This window comes from Paraburkholderia sp. SSBN10T, assembly GCF_056619545.1.
Genome location: NZ_JBWQQI010000008.1, coordinates 48,560 through 70,531, shown reverse-complemented (window position 1 = coordinate 70,531; position 21,972 = coordinate 48,560). Strand labels below are relative to the sequence as shown.

The window sequence follows — 21,972 nt, the reverse complement described above, 5'->3', positions numbered from 1 at the left end:
TAGGTTCAGCGAATCAGTTGAAGTATTTAGCGTGACAAACTGATGGCCGGTGATGAGCAAGCGCAAAGATCTGGAGGGGATGTTCGGTGGGCGGCATCTCGATCGGGGGATCATCATTCTCTGCGTACGCTAGTACCTTCGCTACAAGCTCAGTCTGCGTGGTCTGGTCAAGATGATGCGACGCATTCGCAAGGGGCAGTTCTATTTCTCCGTCCCCGCACTCAAGGGCGCCGCTGCGCCTTCCGTCTGGAACGCTGTCCTTTTCAATTGATAAGGCATCCTCATATATGGATAATTTCTCGGCCTATCCACCTATTTGCACCAGGGCCGTGTAAAGAGCGTTTAGGCTGGGCCGTGAGCACCGGAGCGAGCGCATTCGGACAGCATCGAGATGGAACGGCTGGCCTTGCGCAGCGCTAGTCGGGGCGTCAACGCGTGAGATCGCGCGCCGGGCCCGCTTTATCTCCTGCGTTGCGCTTGCGAATCCCAGTACCCGATGACGCGGTTGAGCCATCGCTTGACTAACCTAATGACATTAGGTTAAATTTTATTGTCATTAGGTGGATGCGATGAAGATCGATATAACGCGAATTTGTGCTGAGGCGGGCGCGCTCGCCAACCGGAACGGGCTGGAAGGTCTCTCCATGAGTGGTCTGGCAGAGGCACTCAAGGTGCGAACGCCCTCTCTCTACTCCCATGTCTGCGGCATCGCAGACGTTCGCCGCATCCTTGCTCTGCACGGTTTGGCTGAACTGGAGCGTGGGGCGGCGCGATCCACAGTTGGCAAGTCAGGTCCGGAAGCTTTGCGGGCCCTGCTTACTGGGTATCGTGACTGGGCGGGCAGGAATCCTGGAATTTACGAGGCGACGATCCCCACGCCAGACCCCTCCGACGTCGAATGGCGAGCGGCGGTGGACCGGTTGATCGAAACGTGCGCGGCTGCGATTCAAAGCTACGGCCTGCATGGTGACGAGTCGACTCACGCGCTCAGGGGACTGAGAAGCGTCGTCCACGGCTTCGTTTCGCTGGAGGCGGCGGGCGCGATGCGGGGCGCCGTCGAGCGTGACGCCAGCTTTGCCTGGCTCGTCGAGTCCTTCCTGCTGGCGATGGAGGACATGGCCAGCCGGGCGCGGCGCGCACGGGGCGAGGACCGGTTGCCGGCAAGCTCTCAGCGCGACTAGCTCATCTCGGGGCGCGGCATCTGGTGTTTCGCGCCCCGCCTGAACAACAGTTCCCATTGGTGAATCTATGAGATTAATTGCTTTGTTCTTCGTCGGCGCGTTGCTGTGCAACTGCATCCCACACCTGGTGGCTGGCCTGCAGGGTTCGAAGTTTCCAACTCCCTTCGCCAGGCCGCGAGGCGTCGGAGAGTCCTCGCCGTTGGTTAACTTCGTCTGGGGAGCCGCCAACCTTCTCACAGGCCTGACCATCCTTGCGCGCCGCCCGCTGCAACTCGGCGCCAACTTCCAGTGCCTGGCGCTGGCGGCCGGTGCTCTGCTGCTCGGAGTCTACCTGTCCCGACGTTTCGGAAGGGTCCGTGCGCAACGCCGGGCCGCGCCCTGAGTGGCCCTCCCCACGCCGTCAATCCAATTGTCGAAATAGAGCGCAAGCATGCTGTCGCCTGAACACATTCTGATGCACACCCCCACCTGGGTGGTCCTGGTCCTGGCCTACCTGCTCTGGCAAGGCGTCCAGTCCCTGCGCCAGCGGACTCTGCCGCTCTGGCGGGTCCTGGTGGTGCCGGCGCTGTTCATTGCCTCGGGCGTGTCGCGGATCTTTGGGAGCGACTCCGGCGGAATCAGCGCGCTCCTGCTTTGGGCCGCCGCACTCGCCGTGTTCATGCCCCTGGCGTTCATTAGAGGACCCAGACTGCTCGCCGTCGACCGGCGCAGCGGTGAAGTGACCCGGCCGGGCAGCCCAGTTCCGCTTGTTCGCAACGTGTTGGTGTTTATCCTGCAATATGCCGCTGCCCTCATGACCCGGGGCGGGATGCACGGCTCCGATGAGGCCGCGCTCGCCTCACACGTCATCTCTGGCGCGACTGCGGGCTATTTCATCGGCTGGATGATCGTGGCGCTACGTCATTACTTCACCGAGCCAGAACCTGCTAGCGCTGCCCCGGCGCCCACCGATGTTTCCACTCCGGTAACGCGTCGGACACGGCCAAGTACTTCTGAACAGGAAGAGGGCACTCTGAAATGAATCGGATAGTCGCACGGATCCATCTCGCCGCGGTTGGCGGCCTCGCGCTGGCGCTCGGGGCCTGCTCCACCGCCAAGGTAACGTCTGACGTGGCGCTGGCGTCCAACCTGAAGTTCCGGCCCGCGATGATCTATGTCGCGCATATCGATCTGCCGGACGGCGCGATCCAATCGGAAAGCCCGGCGGCTCGTCATCCCTTGCATGCCTGGCGCGAGCAGTCCCAGGCTCACTCACTCGCCGAGGACATGGAGCAGGACGTAGTCCAGGATCTTGTGAAGAAGGGTCTGGCAGCCCAACGCCTGGCGCCGGGCGAGCCTCTACCCACTCAAGGCTGGCTCGTGCGCTCGACGATTCTGCAGATGGACGAGGGCGATCGACTACGCCGGACGGTGATTGGCTTTGGTGAAGGCCAGACCAACTTGCAGGTCGCGGTCGCGATCGACAACCTCTCTGCAGGCCAGCCGCCAGTGCCCCTCTACCAAATGCAAACAGGGGCGCAGAGCGGCAAGAGCCCTGGTGCGGTCGTGACCATGAACCCGTACTCGGCCGCGGCGAAGTTCGTGCTGGCGGGGCACGACCTCGAGCACAACGTCGAAAAGACGGCGTCACAGATCGCGGACAGAGTGGTGGCCCATGTGAACGAAGCTGGCCAGACTCCACCCGCCCCCTAGGCTCTGTTTTCATTTGCTGAAATGTGCTTATACCCTGCTTTCTGCACGAGCGAGACAGGATGGTCCGAACGCTGCTGAGTGACGAAGCAGGGAAGAAAGTCGAAGCAATCGCGATGGTGAGCGAAACGGCCCAGCCATCCGCAACTTATGCAGCCGTTTCGTCGAGCTGTGTCACGGACTGAAGCTGCTATCGAGCGACATGGCGGCAATTGAGGGCAGCAAGTTCAACGCGGTGAACAGCCGCGACAGAAACTAAACAGCGGGCAAGATCGGAAAACGTTCAGCGATATCTCGATCAGATCGAGACCGCCGATCAGACCGGTCCGACAGTTCTCGACGTGAAGACCGTGCGCCTTTACGAGAGGATCGCGATCTCGCGCCAGCAGATGCGTGATCTCGGTCAGATCGATGCCCGGTTGCGGGCTCCTGGCTTGCGGAACTGATAGCCAAGGTGAAAACGGCGGTGGCTCAGAGCCCGAAACACATAGGCATCCTGAATGGTGCGGTAGGCTGACGTAGCATGAGCGATGAAACGAGCGGAGCCGCGTGGGCCGTGTGCTCCACTATTCTCGTTGCGATTTAGCAACGCTGCACGCGAGCACCTGACGATGCTGGAGCGCTGACCCGGTGCGGGTTTCCCGCCGACAACCCAACCCTCAGACCAGATACCCGATTGCGCGCAGCTATAGCCGGGGTACGCTGAGTCCGCGCGGTGATTTCCGCGCGACGTGTGTTTCTGCCGCGACGAGGTCGCGGCTTTTTTTAGGTGGCGACGGCTCGGTTCGGATCGGTGGGCGGCGTTTCTTTACACTGTTCGTCGAACGATGCCTCGCCGCATTCAGTTCGGCGTTCAGCCTTTCGACACTGGATTGAAAACTTTACACGCGAGCCCCACACAGGACACGAGTTCAGAGCAAACGCTAAGCCGGCACTTGCCGCGGCTGCAGATACTCCCGGATCAGCTCGATCAACCGGTCGTGGTCACACGGTTTGACGAAATAGGCGTCGAACCCGCAGCTTTCAGCACGCTGCCATTCCGACTGGGTCGAAAATCCAGTATGGGCGATCAGCAACATCTGCGGCGCCTCGTCGCGCAACGTTGTGGCGGTATCCCAACCGTTGCCGAGCCGCATCGACAGGTCGAGGATCGCCACCGCCGGCTGAGCGGCCCGCGCAATCCGCAATGCTTCCTGCCCGCTGTACGCGGTCAGCACCTCAAAGCCCGCATTGCGCAGAATCTGCGCGGCGGACTCGCACGCAAGCTGGTCGTCGTCGGCAATCATCAACAACCGGTTCTGCAAAGACGCAGGGCGCGGCAGGCGCCACACGGTGACTTTGGGCGCCGCTGCAAATGGGTCCATGTCTCCTTCTCCCGATGAGTCTGGCTGAGCAACGTTCGTGCCCCGCCGAGCGCCGATTGTGCCGGAAGAGTGTGGCAGAACGCTGGTGTCCGGCGCAGTTCGATCCGCCCGTGCGGCGACAGGCGGGAAAATAAATAACGGGCGGCTTCATTGTGCAGCGTATAGTGAGATGATACTCACGTATCGGGGAAACATCATGGCTGAACCTTATCCGGCCCTCTATAAGGACTTCGAAGTGCATCCGCTGGTTTTCTCGCGGGAGTTCGACAAGTTCGACGGCCACAAGCGGCACGCCGAAGGCTACGACGTCGCCGTGCGGGTCTGCCGTCCTGGGGCGATTAGCGGTTCGAAGGCGAGCCGTGTGTTTCGCCTCGTGCTTCCCGCCACGTTTTCCGATTTCGGCATCGCAAAGCGCAGCGCCAGCCAGTACGGCGCAGACATCATCGACGGCAAGATTGAAGGTGCTTCAGTCGCCGATCTTTGAGGCCAGAAAAATAATTCACATGATTGTTTGACGATTTGCCGACATCTCTATACAATCCGTTTTCTCTGACGCGGGGTGGAGCAGTCTGGCAGCTCGTCGGGCTCATAACCCGAAGGTCGTAGGTTCAAATCCTACCCCCGCAACCAGGCAGATCAAAGGGTTACAACGCATTGGCGTGTAACCCTTTTTTGCTTTTCTACGCCCGTGTAGCCCAGGTGTAACCGGCAGTGGGCAACGTTCGGCAACACCGCTGCGGCAAGCTATCTCTCAATGCGGGCCACCGCTCCGGCAGGGCGAGCAGATTGTCTGTCTTGCTCCCATCGGCAACGGTCTGGGCATACTTGATGCGCCCGTTGCCATGCACATGTACCCAGGCACCGTTCTTCTTCGGATCGCGATCAGGACACCAGACACCTTCCGTCCCGTTCGTCCCGATGCCCCGTACAACGCACAGAATCAGAATTGCCCCGTCAACTGGAAACCTAGTGTTATCCGCGACGCCGGAAAACCGGCAGGCTTATAGACCGGTGTGCCTGCAAACACGTCGTAGCTGAACGTGCCCAGTTTCGTCGGCACCGCGCCTTTCAGGCCAATGGCCGCACCGGCCAGTTGTGTGCCCGCGAGCCAGGCCGCGGACGGTCCCCAGACATGACCGTAATCGAGGCCCGCATAGAGCGCCTGGCCGGTCTCTCCGAGCGCGTATTGCAATTCGTTGCGCCAGTAGAAGCCCCGTTCCGCCGCCAGCATCGTTTCGCCGCTGAAACCGCGCACCGTGTAGCGGCTGCCGAGGCTCAGGTCATCGATATAGTTCAGCTCATCGTTTGTGTACTGGCCATGCACGGTGCCGACATAGCGCAGCGCCTGCCCGGCGAGCGCGAACGGCACCGAGAGGTTGGCATCAAGCAGCGCCATGTGAAAGCGGTACGTCGGGCCGCTGGTGGTGTCGGGCGTCGCGCCCAGCCCGCCGGTGCCCTGGCGGTAGGCAAGCGAACCGTCGAACTGTGCCGTGCCGAAGTAGTGCCGGTTGGTCAGACCCGCCTCGATGAACGTGTTGTCGCGCCGCTGCTGGGCAATCTCGATGTCTTCGATGAAGCTCGCACCGAAGCGCTTGATGAGCTGGAACTCCACACCAGTCACATCGTTCTGGCTGCGGGACAGGACGCGCTCCAGTTTCAGGCCCGCTGTCTGCGAGTTACCGCTCGCCATGAAGGTCTGGTTGACCCCGGCGATACGCTGGTAATAGGTGTTTGTGTAGCCGAACAGCGTACCGGTCCAGTAGCCCCACGGCACCGAATACGAGGCGTTCCAGCCGTGGGTGCCCAGGCTATGGTTGCCGAATTGCAGATCCTGGTTGAAGCCTGCCGTCAGGATGTCATTCAGGCCGAGCAGATTGTTTAGGCCAAGCGTCACGCTGCCGAGATAGCCGCCCGTCTCGCGCGTGCCCGAGTTGTCCGCTGACATGACGAGCGACCACGGTTTTGAACGCTTCACGGTGACCAGCACGTTGCTCTCGCCTGGGACATCACCCGGTGCGATCTGCATCGTCGCATCCTGGTTCGGTACGCGCTTCATCTGCTCGATGCCCTGTTCCAGATCGCGAACGTTCAGCAGATCGCCGCCTCGCGCCGGGAAGGCGGTCTTCCATGTTCCCCATATCGAAGGATCCGCGAAGCTGATATTGCGCACGATACCGGGCACGAGCGCGAACGTGAGGGTTCCGGTCGCCAGGTCTTGAGGTTGCAGGAGGACGCGTGTCGTGACATAGCCGCGGGCGAGAATTGCCTGCTGCAATCCTTTTGTGAGCACGTCGATGCCTTCCTTGCCGACGCAGTGCCCCTGGTAGTGGTCGAGCCATTCGCGGGCGAAAGCGAACGGGTCTTGCGGCAAGGCTGACGCGCCTTTCGTTCGCGTGGTTGCTGGTAGTGTTTTGGGCACGTCCAGCACGAAGCGGTTGATGCTGAAGCACAGCGACTCGTGAGGCAGTACGGGATACGCTTCGAGCTTCGGCAGGTCAGAGCGCACGGCGGGCGCCGACACCGCAGCCTCGCGCTGCTGCGCGTCGCGTTGCTGCTGGATCTGCTGCTTCTGCTGGGCGTTGGCGTGCTCGGCTGCCGCTGCCCCGCTGTGGGCTGGTGCCTGCTGCGCGTGGGCGAGCGATACCAGGGCTGTAAGCGGCAGTAGAGCGAGCCGCTGTCTGATTTTCATTGTTGATTGAATCCCTGATTCGGGTTGTCGCGTGGCAAACCGCCTTTGGTAGCCGCCGCTACATCGGCTTTTCTGTTGTTAGAAGCGCTCTCGCTTCGCTGCTCGTCGTTTCCTGAGAACCGTGTAGGTCAACCTGATTGCCTCGAACGCGAGTGCGAAGCCGAAGGCGATTTTGAAAACGAACAGGATCGCGCCGTGACGCTCTATCTGATGCGCCGACATCGGTGTCAGGCTCGAATGTGTAGATGTCCAGGTAACGGCGTCTGGAAGGTATTTCATCCCGAGATAGACAAGCGCGATTCCAATAACCCGCGTTAGCGTCCCTTGCCAGCCGCTATCAAGAATCAGCCGATCAATGTTAAAACTGTTCATTTCGGTGTCTGTTTTCCTGGAACAAAGGATGATGTGCCAGAGGCTATACCGCCAATTGTGGCGCCTGACAAACCCGGTATAGGATTTACAACCCGTGGCTGTAACAGCGCGGGAACAGTAGAGTTAAAGTTCTCGTAGACATATGGTTTCATTGCATTTGCCAATCCTGCTGTCGTAACGGCCCCAACAAAATACCCTCCCGCGCCTGCCAAGGCACCTAAGGCCGACGAATAAGCGGCACTATTCGACTCTCCATAGAAAGCATTGTTGAACGCCGTGTTGATGCCTGCTCCGGTTGCTCCCAAAAGCATATTGTTGAAGAAGCCTACGCTGGCTCCGATCGAACCAGTGACCGCGCCCGTTGCTGCGGCAAATGCCGATTCAGCGGGGCGGATCACACCTGATTGGGCATACTGTCCCGCGGCATCCATGCCACCACCGGCAGTGGCTCCGATGACCGCGTAACCCATTCCTCCCACGGCAGTCGCAACGGGACCGCCCGCAATCAGTACGCCACCGGTTGCTGCTGCGATAACCCCACCGCCCATGAGGTTGCGATTCGCCTGTTCTCTGTTCACGCTATCGGTGATGCTTGCTGACGACGGATTGTTCGGCCCGACGCCATTCGCGTAGTACCCCGCATACATATTCGCATTAGCCTTCTGCTCGGGTGTCGCATAGAACATATAGCCCGGTCCGCTGTTGCCATCGGCTGGCAACATGCCGTGCGCTTGGCTCAAGAAGTCGCTCGCGCGCTGATTCCATGTGCCTGGCGAACCGTTCTGCACTTGCAGATTGGCTTGCGTTGTCAATTCGTCATGTGCCTGTTCTGCCGTCAGACCATATTTCCTCGCATACGCCGCTTCCTTCTCACTGATCCACTTCTTCTCCTGCGGATGCAACTGCCTGTTGTAACGGTCGACGTTATACCCCGAGGTTGCACCAGCATTTCCACCAATCGCCCCTCCTGCTGCGGTCGCAATCGCGTTCGTGATGATGTTGCCAAGCGCGGCGTTCGCGTCGGCATTGCCAGTCGGGTCCGCACCCGCAATCGCGCCGTTCAGTTCGTTCAGCTTACCCGCAGCGATAGAGGCGATAGCCGCGCCCGCAGCGCCTCCGACCGCATTACCGCCCGCGAGCCCGGTCACGATAGCCGCACCCGCCGCCTGCATCGCTGCGCGCGCCGTGCCGCCTTCCGCCCATGCCGGATCGTTCGTTTCCTTGTACTTCTCGCTCGCATAGTCGCCAATGCGCCGCGAGACCGTTTCGCCCGCCGCGCTCGCCGCCGCCATCATGTCTGCCTGCCGGTCGAGCAGGTTGCTCACGTCCGGCAGCTTCGCCACCGTGCCGTTCGTGTCCGACGTGTCCCGGTTCAGGCTCGCGATATCCTGCGTCTGATTCGCCTGGTCAGTGACGTTGATCGTGCCTGCGCTGATGCCGCTTTTCGTGGTCGCGCTATCACTGCCGCTATCGTTCTGGCTCAACATCGGTGCACCGCCGCCCGCGTTCTTGCCCGATGTGGCGCCATGCGTGCTGTAATTCGCACCTCCGTCGCCGGTCGTCACGCCCGCGCTGAAGCCACCCGTATGCGCGTCGTAGCTCGACGAGTTCTCTATATCGGAGAACGTCAGCGTGCCCGTGGACAGGTTGTTCTTCGACGCATCCGCATCGCTGGCGATCACCGCACCCTTGAGGTCCGTATTCCCCTTGACGCTGATGTTGAACCCACCGTCACCGGCCTGGATGCCGGCCTGTTCGTTCACGCCCGCATAGCTGCCGTTCGCATTCGCATTGGTGTGACTGCCGCTCGCGCTGCCGCCGCCCTGGCTGATGGCAAAGCCACCGCCCGAGCTTTCCTGATGCGCGGCACTCGACATCGTGTCCTGCACGCTCGCGATGTTCAGGTTGCCGCCGACGCTGGCGTTCACCTGATTGCCGCTTACGTTCGCGCCGATGATGTTGGTATCGCCACCCGAAATGATGGTCGCGGTGTTCGCCGCCGTCACATGCGTGTTGTTCTGCATCGCCGCGTCGCTGTTCGCATCGCCGTGTGCTTGCGCCATCGACGCGGATACGCCGAAGCCCTGCGTTCCGTACGAGACGCCCACGCTCGCGCTGCTCGATTCGTTGCTGCTGCGCGTCGAACCGGTATCGGTCGTGTTCACGAGATTGACCTGGTTCTTCGCTGCCAGGATCACGTCGTTCGCGTTCACGTTCGAACCTGCAATCGTCAGGTTGCCGCTCCCCGGCGTCCCGTCTCCGGTCGCCACAAATGCTGCGGTGCCGCCCGCCGTCACGTTTGAACCCCGGTTCGTGGCGGAGTCTTCCGTGAACGTGCTTTTCGAATGGCTCGTCCCGTAGCTCAGTTCGATTTTCCCTTCGGGCTTCTGTCCGCTCGCGAGCGCTCCCAATGCCTGGTCGCCTGCACCGAGTGCGTCATAGGCGCCGCTTGCCGCCGCCATCCCGTGCAGTGCCGCCGCGCGGTCGTCCTGACTCTGGTCCGTTGCCTTCGACTGCTGCACGGTGTTCTGCAACGCATCGAGCACCGGAGCCTTGACCGCGAGCGTGAAACCACTCTGTTTCACTTCGTGGGTCTCGTCATGATGCTGGCTGTTAGTCGCCGCATCGATCGTCACGTTCGCGCCCACGCCGGTCATCTTCTGCGCCGCAACCAGGTCGCTGCCCGTTACATGAAGGTCGTTGCCGGCGTTCAGGCTCACACTACCGTTGAGACTCCCCACGAGACTACCGTTCTGCGTGACCGAGCTGTCGTGCGTCGTGTCCTTCTGATTGAGGCTACCGTACGAGATGCCCGCACCGCCCGTGCTGCCGAGACCTGAATGCGTCTCCTCGTGGAACGTGCTGCTCTGGCTCGTGTCCTGTGAAGTGGTGATGGTCAGGTTGTTCGCTGCCGCGAGCGTTATGTCATGCGTGGCCGCAACCGTCGAACCCGCGATCGTCAGGTCATGGCCCGCGCTTGCCGTCACCGTCTCGCCCGCCACGGTCGAACCGTTTGCGATGACCTGATGCGACGCTGTGGCATCGGTCTGCGTTTCCTTCGAGAGGACGCCCGAATGACTGCTGTGCGACCAGCTCTGCGCGTCGTGCGTCTCCGTCACTGCGCCGATGTTGATATCGCCCGTCGAAACGAGATTCGTCGCACCCGTGTCCGCCGTCACACTGGAACCGAGCACGGACAGCATACCCATGCCGTTCTGGCCTGCCGCAAGAGTCGCGTTGCCGCCCGCGCTCACGATGCTGCCCAGGACCGTCTCGTCGTAGGTCGAATCGGCATGCTGATAGAGCGAGCCGCCCATCGACTGCCCGCTGTACGACGCCGTATCCTTCGCTGCTGTCACGCTCAGGTTGCGGCCTGCGGCGAGCGTCGCATCACCGCTTGCCGCAACCATTGAGCCGGTCAGCGTGACATCGCGGCCGGCGAGCGCCGTCGCGTTGCCGTCCGCCGCAATCGCGCTGCCGACGTTGACGGTCTGCCGCTGGTGTCCGCCGTTCAGCCCGTCTGTGGTTCCCGCGTCCTGCGTGAAGTCGAGCGCAACCGTTCCGGCGTTGATGTCGCGCGCCGCCGCCACGGTCGTGTCGCCCTGCGACGTGATGAGCGAACCGTTCAGGTTCACGTCGCGGCCTGCCATGGCGGTCGTGCTGTGCGTGCCGGAAATGGTCGCCACCGACGCCACCGCCATGCCGCTCGCGTCCGAGCGGAACCCGCCATTGCCGCTGCTCACGTTCGCCCGCTGCGTCACCGATACGTTGTTGATGTCGCGACCCGCGCTCACCACCGTATCGACGCCGCCAATGCGCCCGCCGAGGTTCGTGACGTCCTGCACGGCGACGACCGCCGTCGTGCCGCCGCTGCCGATCACGCCCCGGTTGACGATGTTGTTGCCGATCACCGTGGTCGCCACGTCGCCCGCGACATGCCCGCTGTTGCTCACGTTGCCCGTGGCGTTCAGGTTCACGCTGTTACCTGCCACCAGTGCGCCGCTGTCCTGCAGGTCCACCGTGCTCGACTGGGCGAGATACAGCTTCGGCACGAGCACGGTCTGCTGCGTGCCGTCGGGCAGCGTCACGGTCTGGCTCACGAGCCATACCATGTCGGTGGTGAGCTGCGCCATCTGCGCGTCGGTCAGGCCGACGCCCACGGTCAGGCTGAACGCCTGCGCATACCGGACACCGTTGTTTAACAGTGCCGTGTATTCGTCCAGGTTGCTGGTGTACGGGCCGAGTAACGTGCGCCCGGTGAGTTGTGTCACCTGGTTCATGACGAGTTGCTGTTCGTACAGGCCGTCGCCGAGGCGCTTTGCCGTGGCCTGCGGATTCAGGCCAAGCTGGTCGAGCATGTAGTCGCTCGAAATGAACTTCGTGTAACTCGTAAAGCGCGGGTCCGTCTCGATCAGGTAACCGGCGCCGGGCGTGGCGTGATACGTGTAGAGCGCATTGGCCGGCAGGGCGAGGCCAGGGATGCCGCCGCCCGCGCCGCCCAAGGTCTGCGGGCGTTTGCCCGGGGTGCTGTCCAGTTGCGTGCCGGTCGCGTTGCCCCCGTTGACGCCCGCGCCCGTGACCGTCTGGCCCACGCGGTCCACCGAGCCGATGGTGATATCCCGCGCGCCGGTCTCGACCGTCTGGCCGGCCGTCGCAATGGCGGGCAGCGAGGCGATCGTGGTGGACGGCAGCGGGACCGTCACATCGTTGACGGTCTGCGTGTCGGAGCTGCCGCCGGTCTTCTGGTGCCAGTAGAACGTCGAGGTCGCCGTTTCCGTGCCCGTCTGCTGCAGCAGGATGCCGGTGTCGTTCACCGTGCCGCCCGTCGCGCGCCGGATCAGGTCGCCTCCTGCGGCCATCGTGGACGATGCATTGTCGATGCTCCCGCCGTCCGCGTTGATGCGGATCGAGCCCTGCGCCTGGATCGTTGCCGGTGTGCCTGCGTCAAGAAGCTGGTCGGTCGTGGTGGTGGTCGTGACCGTGCGGCCCAGTTCCACGTAGTCGTGGCTGTCCGGCCCCAGGTCATTGCGTACCTGGACCTCGTCGGGACGAATGTGCCTCGCCGGATCGAAGTCCGGCCAGAAGGTGACCGAAACCGTACCGTCTGCATTCTGCGTCAGGCTCTGGTAATACTGAACCGCATTGCTGGTGATGGTCCGGGTCTGCGAATACGACATGTCACAGACACCCCGGCAGAGCACGTAGGTGTCGGTCAGCGGCGTGGTGAGCGAGAACGTCTGGCTCGTTGTGTTGATCCCGGTTACCTGCGAGGCAGGCAGCGTGACCGTGAGAGGCTGCGTGAGCGCCCCGATTGCCGCCGTGCCGATCGCTCCCGCCGTGAAGCGCCATTGCGCATAGGTGAGGCTGATATAGGCGCCCAGATCGCTGACCGGAATGCCTGCGGTCCACAGGGTCAGCGTCGGGCCAGTCGTCGTAACGGGCGTACCGGCCTCGGTCTGCACGCCCGTGCGCTGGTTCGTCAGCGTATGGGCGGCGACGTCGATATTGCCCGCCGCCCCGATGGTGGCCGCGCGGTTCGTGATAGTGCCGGTCTGGTCCGCCAGCAGTCCTGACGGATCGCGCACGCTGTCGCGCGCCAGCTCCATGTTGGCGCCGCTGTAGATCAGCGCGCCGTCCGCGTTGGTCAGCGAATTCGCGGCATAGACACCGACGAACGTTGCCCCGGCGATCACCGCCTGCGCACCGGTATTGATGACGTCCGCGGCGTTCACCGTGACGCTGTTGGCGATGACGGCGCCCGTGTTGTTCAGGCTCGCGCTGTTCGTCGTGACGGTATCGCCTTCGATTCCGCCCGCGTTGGTGATATCGCCCGTGGCGTTCACGGTGGTGGCGGACGAATTCATGTTCGCGCCTGCCGCATTGACGACGCTGGCGGCATTGACCGTCAACGCGTGGCCCGCCTCCAGGGCGGCGGTGTTCGTCAGCGTGCCGTTCACGCCGAGTGTCAGGTCATGGTCGGCGTGCAGGGTGCTCGCCGCGTCGCTGGCGAAGTCGCCTTCGAGCGCCAGCGTGAGGTTCTGGCCTGCCGTCATCTCGCCTGCGCCCGAGAGTGCACCGCTCATGCTGATATCGCGGTTGGCGCGCACGGTACCGCTCGCGTTCGACATGGATGCCACCTGCAACGAGACGTCCTGGTTGCCCGCGATGGTGCCGCCATCGTTGATGAGCGTTGCGGTGGACGAGTTCAGGTTCAGCGCCGTGCCGCCGTAGAGCGTGCCGCCCGCGTTGTCGACCGTATCCGTCACGGCGAGGCTGGCCGCGCCGCCAGCCACAAGCTGGCCGCCTGACCGGTTGGCAAGGCTTTGCGCGTTGACGGTCACGTTACCGTTACTGCCGAGCACGCCACCCGTGTTCGTGAGGGTGCCCGCGGCGGTGGCCGTGGTCTGGCCTGTTCCTGCGTTGGTGATCGAACCGGCCGTGTTGTCGATGCTGGCGCCCGATACGGCAAGCACGCTGTTTGAACCGTTCGCGGAAATCACGCCGCCCGCGTTCGAGACCATACCGTCCGCATCCAGCGTCAGGTCTGCGCCGCTCTGCGCCGATCCGCCCGTGTTGTCGAAAGCACTCTGCGTGGAGAGCGCGAGGCCGCTTGCGCCGTAAAGCTGCCCGCCGTTGCGGTTGACGATGCCGTTGGCGGCGGCCACGCTCGCGGCCCGCTGCGCGGCGAGCGTGCCACCGGTATTGTCGAGTGAGGCCGCCAGCGCCCTGAGTGCGCCGTTCGTCGCGATCTGCCCGCCGACATTGGACGCCGCGCCCGCCGCCGACACGGCGAGCGTGCCGGCGCCGGCATGCTGGACCTTGCCGCCATCGTTCGTAAGCGACTGTGCGCTCACCGTGAGGTTGTGCGCATTGGTCGCAATCGTGCCGCGCGTGTTGTCGAGTGCGCCACCCGCGCTCACGGTCTGGCTGGCCGTGCCGGACTGTGTGATCGTGCCGTCGCGGTTGATGAGATCGCCTGAACTCGACACGCTCACCTGGTCGCCGTCAATCTGGCCCGAGGTATTGTCGATGGACGCCCCGGAAACCGTGGTGTCCGTTGCGGAGAACTGGCCCTGTACGTTGGACAGCGCGCCCGCCGCCTGCACGGCTAGTGCGCCGCCCGCGAGTGCCTGGCCGCCCGCATTCGTGATCTGCACGCCTGACAGCCGCATGTCGCTACCGCTGCCGAGCTTCGCGCCGCGGGTGTCGAGCGTGCCGCCTGCGGCTGCGGTGAGCGTCGTGCCTGCAGAGGCGGTCGCGCCCGTCAGGGCGAGATTGCCGCCTGTGGCCGCGAGGTTGAGCGCGGATCCGGCGGAAAGCTGGCCGCCGGAGAGGTCCAGCGTGGTCCCCGAAAGCGTGACCTGTCCGGGTGCGATGGTCTGGCCGGTGGCCGAGAGTGCACCGGCTGCCGTCACGTCCAGGTCGCCGCCCGTGCCTGCGGAGCCGTCGCTGTTGATGCCTGCGCCGAGCCGGCCGGTCGATGCGACGCTGGCAGCCGTTGCCGTAAGGTTCTGCTGCGCCGCCAGGGTGCCGCTATTGGCGAGCGTGCCGCGCGAACTGACCGATACGTTCTGCTGCCCCCAGGTCGTGCCGCTGTTCTGGAGATCGCCCGCGGCGTGGAGGGTGAGATTGCCGGCTGCGTTCGTCTGGCCCGAGAGCACCAGTTTGCCCGCGCTGGTCAGCGTCAGGTCGCCCGCCTGCGCATCGATAATGCCCGCACTGTTCACCCCCACGCCGTGTTCCGTGCCCACGAGGGTGATGCGGTTGGCGTACATGCCACCAAGCTGGCTCAAGTCGATGGACACGCCTGGCACGGGTCCCGTGCCCGCGACGGACGTCGCATCCAGGTTCGCGTAGTCGACGCTGTTGGCGCCCGTGACGACGTTCAGCGTGCGGGCGTGGATTGCCGCGTTTGCCTGCACGGCACGCGCGATCAGGTCCACCTGGTCGACGTTCGACGCATTGAAGCCCGCACCTTGCACGGTGATGCTGCCGCCCGTGACGTTGAAGCCGGTGAGGTTGCCGCCCGCATCGAACAGCGGGTTGCCCGTCGTGAGGATGCCGCGCGAGGTATTGATGAAGCCAGCGCCATCAACGACCAGTCCTGAGGGATTGGCGACGACGACAGACGCCTTCTGGCCCGCCACCTCGATATGGCCGCGCAACTGGCTGGGCGAATTGCTGTTGACCTGGTTGACGATGATCTTTGCCGACTGGCCCGCCGCGAAGTTCGGGTTGCCGTTTATCATGCCGGCCTGCTGCGTCTGGACTATTGAAGACGAGTTATTGAGAATCGCGCCTTTGGACTGGACGTCGAAGCGGTTGTACGTATTGATCGAAACGCCAGCGCCGGAAGGGCGGTTGATGTTGACCTGATCGAGCCCGTTCTGTGTCTGGATCACGTTCGGCGCATGCGCGCCGTCCGCGACGATCTGCGCGACGGACAGCGCCGGTAACGCACCGGGCAGAGCGAGCGCAGCGAACGCGATCTGCCGCAGCGTGAACAACGCACCGTGAGGCGCTGTGCGTCCTGCGCGCGTCTGTCCAGCCTCTTTACCAGCCGCTGTAGCCGTTTCCTGAACGGCGACAAGCATCCTGCGCGCGCGGCTATAGAGCAGCCGGTATTGACGATTCATCCACCTACCTATTCGTAAGCTAATCGTTAATTTTCGCAGGGTTAATGAAAGTTATTCGTCAAACACTGTAAAGATTTTGGAATTTTGGGCGCTTGCCTAACGAAATCTGACTCGAGGCGCATAGCTCTGTGGTATTTCACCAACACCGGCAAACCCGCGTGAAGTGGGCTGATGCGTATGAATTTGTGCCGCCCTGGGAGACGGCTCGGTCCGTAGTTCTTATCCCTGCGGTACTCCATATACCGGTCGCGCAGTTCGGAGGATGTGGGCCGGTCGCATTGGGGAAGGGGCAACGGGCCAATCCGGGGGATCGTCAACCATTACGTCCTCCTGAAGAGTTTGAGCGAGGCCGACGTTAAGGCATTCGCCGCGAAAGTACGCGCGTGAGGCGAGGGCGGCGAATACAGCCACAACAACGCGGCCACAACAGCGGCCACGTCGATCAGCGCTGTTCCGGAACGTCGACCGGCACGTTGAAGCAGGGCGCCTATGCGCCGCTTCGCGCAGCGCGAACCAGTGACAGGTTCTGAAAGGAAGCGAGGGTACTATTCGGCGCTTAAGGGACGCATGCTTTGTGACGGCGTGCATCCCATGAGGCACACCTTGTTTCGAGGACGTTGAAATGGCGACATACATCCTGCTGGGCGGCGGTTTCGGGCTGGCTCTCGCGATCGCGCTCTGGGGCATCTGGAAACTGAGGTAAATCTCGCCACGAATCCGTATCTACCCGAATCGCCACTGCGCGCGATATTTTCATCACGCTGTATCAAGAACCTGCTAGAAGCTAAATATTCTGCTGGTGCGAGGGCCGTATTTCCGTCAGGAGACAATACGGTCAGGCATGCCGTTATTTTCATTTAACTTACGACACCCTATGTCCTCAACTGTCACCAGTTCCTCGTCCCAGACTGTCAACGCCGCACCGAGTCTCGTGCTCGGCGCCATCGGCGTGGTGTTCGGCGACATCGGCACGAGTCCGTTGTACACGCTGCGCGAATGTCTGAAGGCCGCGGGCGGCATCACCCAGCCGAATGTGTTCGGCATCGTCTCGCTGATCCTCTGGTCGATCATCGTGGTGGTCACGCTCAAATATGTGAGCTTCGTGATGCGCGCCGACAACGACGGCGAGGGCGGGATTCTCGCGCTCACAGCGCTGGCCTCGCGCGTGGCGCCGGCTCGCCTGTCGCAGGTGCTGCTCACACTCGGGGTATTCGGCGCGGCGATGTTCTACGGCGATTCGATGATCACGCCGGCCATCTCGGTCATCTCGGCGGTGGAAGGCGTGACGCTGGTCGATCCCAAGCTGACGGCCTGGATCGTGCCGATTTCGCTGGTCATCCTGACCGGTCTGTTCAAGCTGCAAAAGCGCGGCACGGGAACGGTCGGCAAGGTCTTCGGACCGGTGATGATCGTCTGGTTCATCACGCTCGCGGCGCTGGGCCTGCTGCATATCGTCGCCGGTCCGAGCATCGTCAAGGCGGTCTCGCCGCTTTACGCCGTGAATTTCGTGGCGCATGCGCCCGGCACCGCTTTCGTCGTACTCGGTTCGGTGTTCCTCGCCTTGACGGGCGGCGAGGCGCTCTACGCGGACATGGGGCACTTCGGCAAGAAACCGATTCGTCTTGCCTGGCTGTTTCTGGTGCTGCCGAGCCTCGTGCTCAACTACTTCGGCCAGGCCGCCCTCGTGCTCGCCAGGCCCTCGACCATCGAGCAGCCGTTCTTCGAGTCGGCGCCGGGTTGGGCGCTGGTGCCGCTGGTCGTGCTGGCGACGGCGGCCACCATCATCGCCTCGCAGGCGGTGATTTCCGGCGCGTTCTCGATGACCAAGCAGGCGGTGCAGCTTGGCTTCCTGCCGCGTATTCCGGTGGTCCATACCTCGACGCACGAGGTCGGCCAGGTCTACGTGCCGTTCATCAACGTGTCGCTGTATGCGGCGGTGGTGTTTCTGGTGGTGTTCTTCAAATCTTCCGACAATCTGGCCGCGGCCTACGGTATTGCCGTGGCCTCGACCATGCTGCTGACCACGCTGCTGATGTATTTCATCACGCACTCGCTGTGGAAGTGGAAGCCGCTCGCCACCTTCGTGGTTATCGGTCCGCTGGCGCTGGTCGACGCGGTGTTCGTCTCGAGCAATATCAGCAAGGTGCTCGAAGGTGGCTGGTTCCCGCTGCTGGCCGGCGGGGCGCTGTTCACGGTGATGACCACCTGGCATCGGGGCCGCGAAGTGGTGGTGGAGCGCATGAAGAGCGACAACATTCCGCTCGCCGGATTGATCCAGTCGCTGTGCGGCGGCTCGCATCCGCCGCCGCGTGTCGACGGTACGGCGGTGTTTCCGGGCGGCGTCGCCGGTATGACGCCGTCCGCGTTCATGCACAACCTCAAGCACAACCGCGTGATGCACCAGACCAACATCTTCCTGGCCGGCAGGACGGACAACGTTCCGCACGTGCGTGACGACCAGAAGGTGAGCGTGCAGAACCTCGGCCACGGGTGCTATTCGGTCAGTGTGCGCAACGGCTTCATGGAGATTCCGAACGTCCCGGCCATCCTGTTGCTGGTCGCCAAGGCGATCCCCGACTGGGAATACGAGCCCGCGGACACCTCGTTCTTCCTTGCCCGCGACACGGTGCTCGCCACCGGCGAGAGCAAGGCCATGTCGCTGTGGCGCGAGAAGCTGTTCGCGTTCCTCGGACGCAATGCGGCGCAAGCGGCCGAGTACTACAGCTTGCCGGCCAACCGCGTGGTCGAACTGGGCGGGCAGATCAATCTGTAGGCTTGTGCCTCCGGGCGGCCGGCTGCTCGCTGAGCTGCGCCGGCCGCGTCGTTGCAGGGATGGCCGCCGGTTACCCGGCGGCGCCTGCCACCCCGCTTAGAACGTGATGTTGGTGCGCAGGCCGACAATCGCTTCGTTGCCGATGCGTTGCGACGGGTTGTCCGGATTGGGGATGCCACCGGCCGGACGGAACACATACTGGAAGTCCGCCTGCAGTTGCCACCACGGCGTGACCTGATACTGATAGGTCGCTTCGAGGACCGTCTCGGCGCTGCGCGACGGGTAGCCCGGCGTATAGATGGCCGACGTGCTCGCGAAATCCTGCGCATGCGAGCCGATCTGCGCGTAGCTCACGGCCAGCCCGACCACGTCGTTGTCGCGGCCCTTGAACGGCGCCTTCAGCGTCACGCCCCCTTGCACGGCGAGGTCGACCAGATTGCGGTCGCCCGGCGCGCCCATCACCCGGGCAAACACGCCGACCGACTGCGGGCTGTCCGCGCCTGGGCGCCACACCATCTGGTCGGCCACCGCGTAGAAGCTGTAGTCGCCGCGATGGGTCTGGGCGATGCCGTTGCTGGCCGGGTTGGCGAGCGACAGGCCGGTGGTGTCGAAGCCCTGGTCGGCAAACGTCTGCGTGTTGTACCAGAAGCCGAGCTTGTAGGTACCGGGCAGGCCGGCGGGCTTGGCCGCGGCCGGGTCCGACGGCGCTGGGTTGAGCGCGTACTGCACTTCGCCGATGAAGAGTGCGCCGCCGTTCAGATTGAAGTTCGTGCCGTGCGCGTTCAGTTTCTGCGGGTCGCCTGTGCCGTTGCCGGCCGGGTTGCCGTCGAACACACCGGCCAGCACGGTCCAGTTGTCCGAAGGCGTGACCCGCAGGCGCGCGCCGAGCGACGACAGCGGATAGGCCGGGCCACCGGCGGGCAGGTCGACGGAAGGCAGAACATTCCAGCCGAAGGTCGCATTCATGAACGTGCCGGCGTACTGGCTCACCATGAATTCCTGGTCGAGACTTTGCTGGCCGACCTTCACATCCACCTTGCCGCCCAGCAGCGATTGCTGGTACCAGAGCTCCCACAGGCGCGTCGTCGCGTCGGCCTCGATACCGCTCGCAGCCTGCAGCGTTTGCAGGTCGCGCGAGCTCAGGTTGGTGCCGTGAATCTGCAGGCCCGAGACGTTGAAGATACCGCCCGGCAGACCGAAGGCTTTCTGCGTGTCCACGCCGATCCCGAACTGGGTTAGGCCGTCATAGGCACCGCCGCGCCGCGTGCCGCCCGACAGGTTGTTCAGATACTCGCTGGTTTCCTGCAGGCCAAAGGTCACCCCATAGTTGCCGAGCCACGGACGCAGGCCGCCCATGTCGCCGAGCAGGTTCGAGCGCTCCCAGAAGCCGGTCGGCGCGGGCGGCGTCTGATCCGGTTTGGCTGCCGCGGCGTCGGGGCTGGCGGGCGCGGCCGGTTGCGCGTCGCTCTGTCCGGCCTCCGGCGCAGGGACGGCAGGCGTGGCGTCCCTGCTCGCCTGGGCCAGCGCCGGCGGCACGATCCCAAGCGACAGCAGCAGGCTCAGGCTGATGGGTCCGCTGGACAGCAGCAGTTTGGTTTTCAGATTTTTTTTCATGGCGAGTGGGGGAAGTTATCGCGGCGTAGCCGCCTGGATGTTTTATCGATCTAGCGCTTCAAAAAAGGCGGGGCTGTGAACCTGCCCCGTTCAGGAGAACCACCAGCTCACCCGTAACGCACTCTCCAGTTCGTTACTGACGGATGAAGTGGACAACATCGCGACCAGCGCCACGGCGACAACAGTCATCGCCAGAATCGCGTAGCCGGTAGGTGTCAATGGATTGTCGGCATAAGCTGCCCGCAGCGCGGCGCGTGCAGTCAGCTTCGCGGCGCGGCGCAGCAGGGCCGCAGCGGCGCGCTGCGCACCAGCGGCCTGCGAGGCGCGGCCGGCATGAGATGCGCCGGCGCCGACGGGCGAGGCGGCGACCAGGAAATGGGTACGAGCGGCGCAGGCCGTAGCGCGCGCGGCGATCACCGAGCCGAAAAACGAATAGACGAACATAAACCCACTCCCGTCCAGCCTGACAGGATCAGGCGACGTATGAAGACGTGATGGCGTCTCGCAAGCGAGCTTGCGAAAGGCGGTCGAACAAGGGAGCGTGCTGCTGACGGACCGGCGCAATGCCAGTCAGAAATGAAGCGCGCTAACCCGACTAGGGCGAGTTAGCGGCGAAGGAGGAATCCTGTGGCGGCTATCTCGCGGTTGCTGCGCCGGCACGAGCCGGCATCGGACTTCCACTGCTAGAGCATGTGTCCACAAGGGACTCCTTTTGATGAGACGGGCGGATTGTATTCGCCCCTTGCGCGAAGCCGCAAGTAAAAAAAGCGTAAATGCAACGTGCCTCCGACCAGGGTTCGACGGAGTATGGCGTTTCACTTGCGTCGACCTTTCCCCGATGGCCGGATGAAAGGGCAATGAAGCCTTATCGTCCAGGCGGGCGGCGCCAGCGAGCGGATTTTTATTATGTTGGCTCTGCTTAGCGAATGAAGTTGACTTTTGAGTCTCAAGATGTCTAGAATTCTGCCGTCGTCACAAATGGGGCTAATGCCTTGGACAGTAGCAGTAGTCGATCTTCGATCAGTTTCTTTGCCTGACCAGCAGGACGCCCGCGCTGTATTCCCTAGCCGCCGTCTTGCCAGCAGGCAGACGGTGCGCGCCGTAGTCACCCTCTCCGTGCACCTTTATCAGCGTCATTAGAGCGTAGCGATCTCGCGCGTTCGGATGGCACTCGTGTCGCGAGCCTCGCTCGCGGCGGCGCTTGTGCGCGTCCCGGCAATCCGGGGCGCCGGCTTGCGTGTGGATAGATCAACGCATCGTGCGTTGTGGACGCGCCATGCGTTGCAGCGATAAGGAGAACACCGTGCCAGACCCTGACAGTTGTCCCATATGCCGCTATACCTTTCCTTTGTCTGAAGGAAGCGAGTAGATCTTCCCCGCCACGCGCATGATGCGCTGGCACTCCGGGTCTGCTGGCTTCCAGCCAATGCGTTAAGCCAACGCTCGGAGCAATACCATGAACTTCGGCCTCCTCCTGTCGCAATTCCCGCACGTCCAGGAAGCGCGCGTCCACTACGACGCCATGCTTTCTCTGCAAGCTCGTGAACCGCGCAGGTTCGCCGTGCTCTGGCACACCCTGAAGTCCCTCGTTTTCTGAGTTTCCTTGCTGTTGCGTCATTGGCAGGTGCGTTTCGTCGCTCGCGATGAAGTGCAG

At 63.1% G+C, this 21,972-nt stretch carries 13 protein-coding genes, 1 tRNA gene and 2 pseudogenes; 10 read left to right on the top strand and 6 right to left on the bottom strand.

The window, feature by feature from the left end; translation table 11 throughout:
* Positions 1-52: 52 nt before the first annotated feature.
* The 6 genes and pseudogenes from AC1ECK_RS14650 to AC1ECK_RS14625 form a co-directional block, all read left to right on the top strand.
* Positions 53-130, top strand: a pseudogene (locus AC1ECK_RS14650) (IS6 family transposase); the annotation flags it as partial.
* 439 nt (positions 131-569) lie between these two features.
* Positions 570-1,181, top strand: coding sequence for a TetR/AcrR family transcriptional regulator (locus tag AC1ECK_RS14645; protein WP_480320254.1), 612 nt, complete (start codon positions 570-572; stop codon positions 1,179-1,181).
* 67 nt (positions 1,182-1,248) lie between these two features.
* On the top strand, positions 1,249-1,563 hold the full coding sequence (locus tag AC1ECK_RS14640) for a hypothetical protein (RefSeq protein ID WP_480320252.1): 315 nt from the start codon (positions 1,249-1,251) through the stop codon (positions 1,561-1,563).
* A gap of 48 nt (positions 1,564-1,611) precedes the next feature.
* Positions 1,612-2,202 carry a DUF6622 family protein gene (locus AC1ECK_RS14635; protein WP_480320250.1) on the top strand — a complete coding sequence of 197 codons (591 nt, stop codon included), beginning with the start codon at positions 1,612-1,614 and terminating at the stop codon, positions 2,200-2,202.
* Entirely contained in the window at positions 2,199-2,873 is a 675-nt protein-coding gene (locus tag AC1ECK_RS14630) for a DUF4410 domain-containing protein (RefSeq protein WP_480320248.1), read from the top strand. The genes AC1ECK_RS14635 and AC1ECK_RS14630 overlap by 4 nt, the downstream gene beginning before the upstream one ends.
* Positions 2,874-2,997: 124 nt before the next feature.
* Positions 2,998-3,295 (top strand): annotated as a pseudogene (locus AC1ECK_RS14625) (IS5/IS1182 family transposase); the annotation flags it as partial.
* Positions 3,296-3,793: 498 nt separating this feature from the next.
* On the opposite strand, the gene AC1ECK_RS14620 reads toward AC1ECK_RS14625, so the two are convergent.
* Positions 3,794-4,234, bottom strand: coding sequence for a response regulator (locus AC1ECK_RS14620; protein ID WP_480320246.1), 441 nt, complete (start codon positions 4,232-4,234; stop codon positions 3,794-3,796).
* 196 nt (positions 4,235-4,430) lie between these two features.
* On the opposite strand from AC1ECK_RS14620, the gene AC1ECK_RS14615 reads away from it, so the two are divergent.
* Together AC1ECK_RS14615 and AC1ECK_RS14610 are read left to right on the top strand one after the other, a co-directional pair.
* On the top strand, positions 4,431-4,718 hold the full coding sequence (locus tag AC1ECK_RS14615) for a hypothetical protein (protein WP_480320244.1): 288 nt from the start codon (positions 4,431-4,433) through the stop codon (positions 4,716-4,718).
* A 69-nt stretch (positions 4,719-4,787) separates the two neighbouring features.
* A tRNA-Met gene (locus AC1ECK_RS14610) sits at positions 4,788-4,864 on the top strand.
* Between the two features lie 310 nt (positions 4,865-5,174).
* Here the strand turns inward: AC1ECK_RS14610 and AC1ECK_RS14605 are convergent.
* The 3 genes from AC1ECK_RS14605 to AC1ECK_RS14595 all read right to left on the bottom strand — a co-directional run bounded on the left by AC1ECK_RS14605 (position 5,175) and on the right by AC1ECK_RS14595 (position 15,931).
* Entirely contained in the window at positions 5,175-6,923 is a 1,749-nt protein-coding gene (locus tag AC1ECK_RS14605; protein ID WP_480320242.1) for a ShlB/FhaC/HecB family hemolysin secretion/activation protein, read from the bottom strand.
* Positions 6,924-7,001: 78 nt separating this feature from the next.
* Positions 7,002-7,295, bottom strand: a complete 294-nt coding sequence (locus AC1ECK_RS14600; RefSeq protein ID WP_480320240.1) for a hypothetical protein — start codon at positions 7,293-7,295, stop codon at positions 7,002-7,004.
* On the bottom strand, positions 7,292-15,931 hold the full coding sequence (locus tag AC1ECK_RS14595; protein ID WP_480320238.1) for a hemagglutinin repeat-containing protein: 8,640 nt from the start codon (positions 15,929-15,931) through the stop codon (positions 7,292-7,294). The genes AC1ECK_RS14600 and AC1ECK_RS14595 overlap by 4 nt, the downstream gene beginning before the upstream one ends.
* 874 nt (positions 15,932-16,805) lie before the next feature.
* Here AC1ECK_RS14595 and AC1ECK_RS14590 point away from each other — a divergent pair.
* Entirely contained in the window at positions 16,806-18,704 is a 1,899-nt protein-coding gene (locus AC1ECK_RS14590) for a potassium transporter Kup (RefSeq protein WP_480320236.1), read from the top strand.
* 96 nt (positions 18,705-18,800) lie between these two features.
* Here the strand turns inward: AC1ECK_RS14590 and AC1ECK_RS14585 are convergent, their stop codons facing one another.
* Together AC1ECK_RS14585 and AC1ECK_RS14580 are read right to left on the bottom strand one after the other, a co-directional pair.
* Positions 18,801-20,318 carry a carbohydrate porin gene (locus tag AC1ECK_RS14585; RefSeq protein WP_480320234.1) on the bottom strand — a complete coding sequence of 506 codons (1,518 nt, stop codon included), beginning with the start codon at positions 20,316-20,318 and terminating at the stop codon, positions 18,801-18,803.
* Between the two features lie 90 nt (positions 20,319-20,408).
* On the bottom strand, positions 20,409-20,762 hold the full coding sequence (locus tag AC1ECK_RS14580; RefSeq protein ID WP_480320232.1) for a hypothetical protein: 354 nt from the start codon (positions 20,760-20,762) through the stop codon (positions 20,409-20,411).
* 1,012 nt (positions 20,763-21,774) lie between these two features.
* Between AC1ECK_RS14580 and AC1ECK_RS14575 the strand changes: the two genes are divergently transcribed.
* On the top strand, positions 21,775-21,915 hold the full coding sequence (locus AC1ECK_RS14575; RefSeq protein ID WP_480320231.1) for a hypothetical protein: 141 nt from the start codon (positions 21,775-21,777) through the stop codon (positions 21,913-21,915).
* Positions 21,916-21,972: the final 57 nt, after the last annotated feature.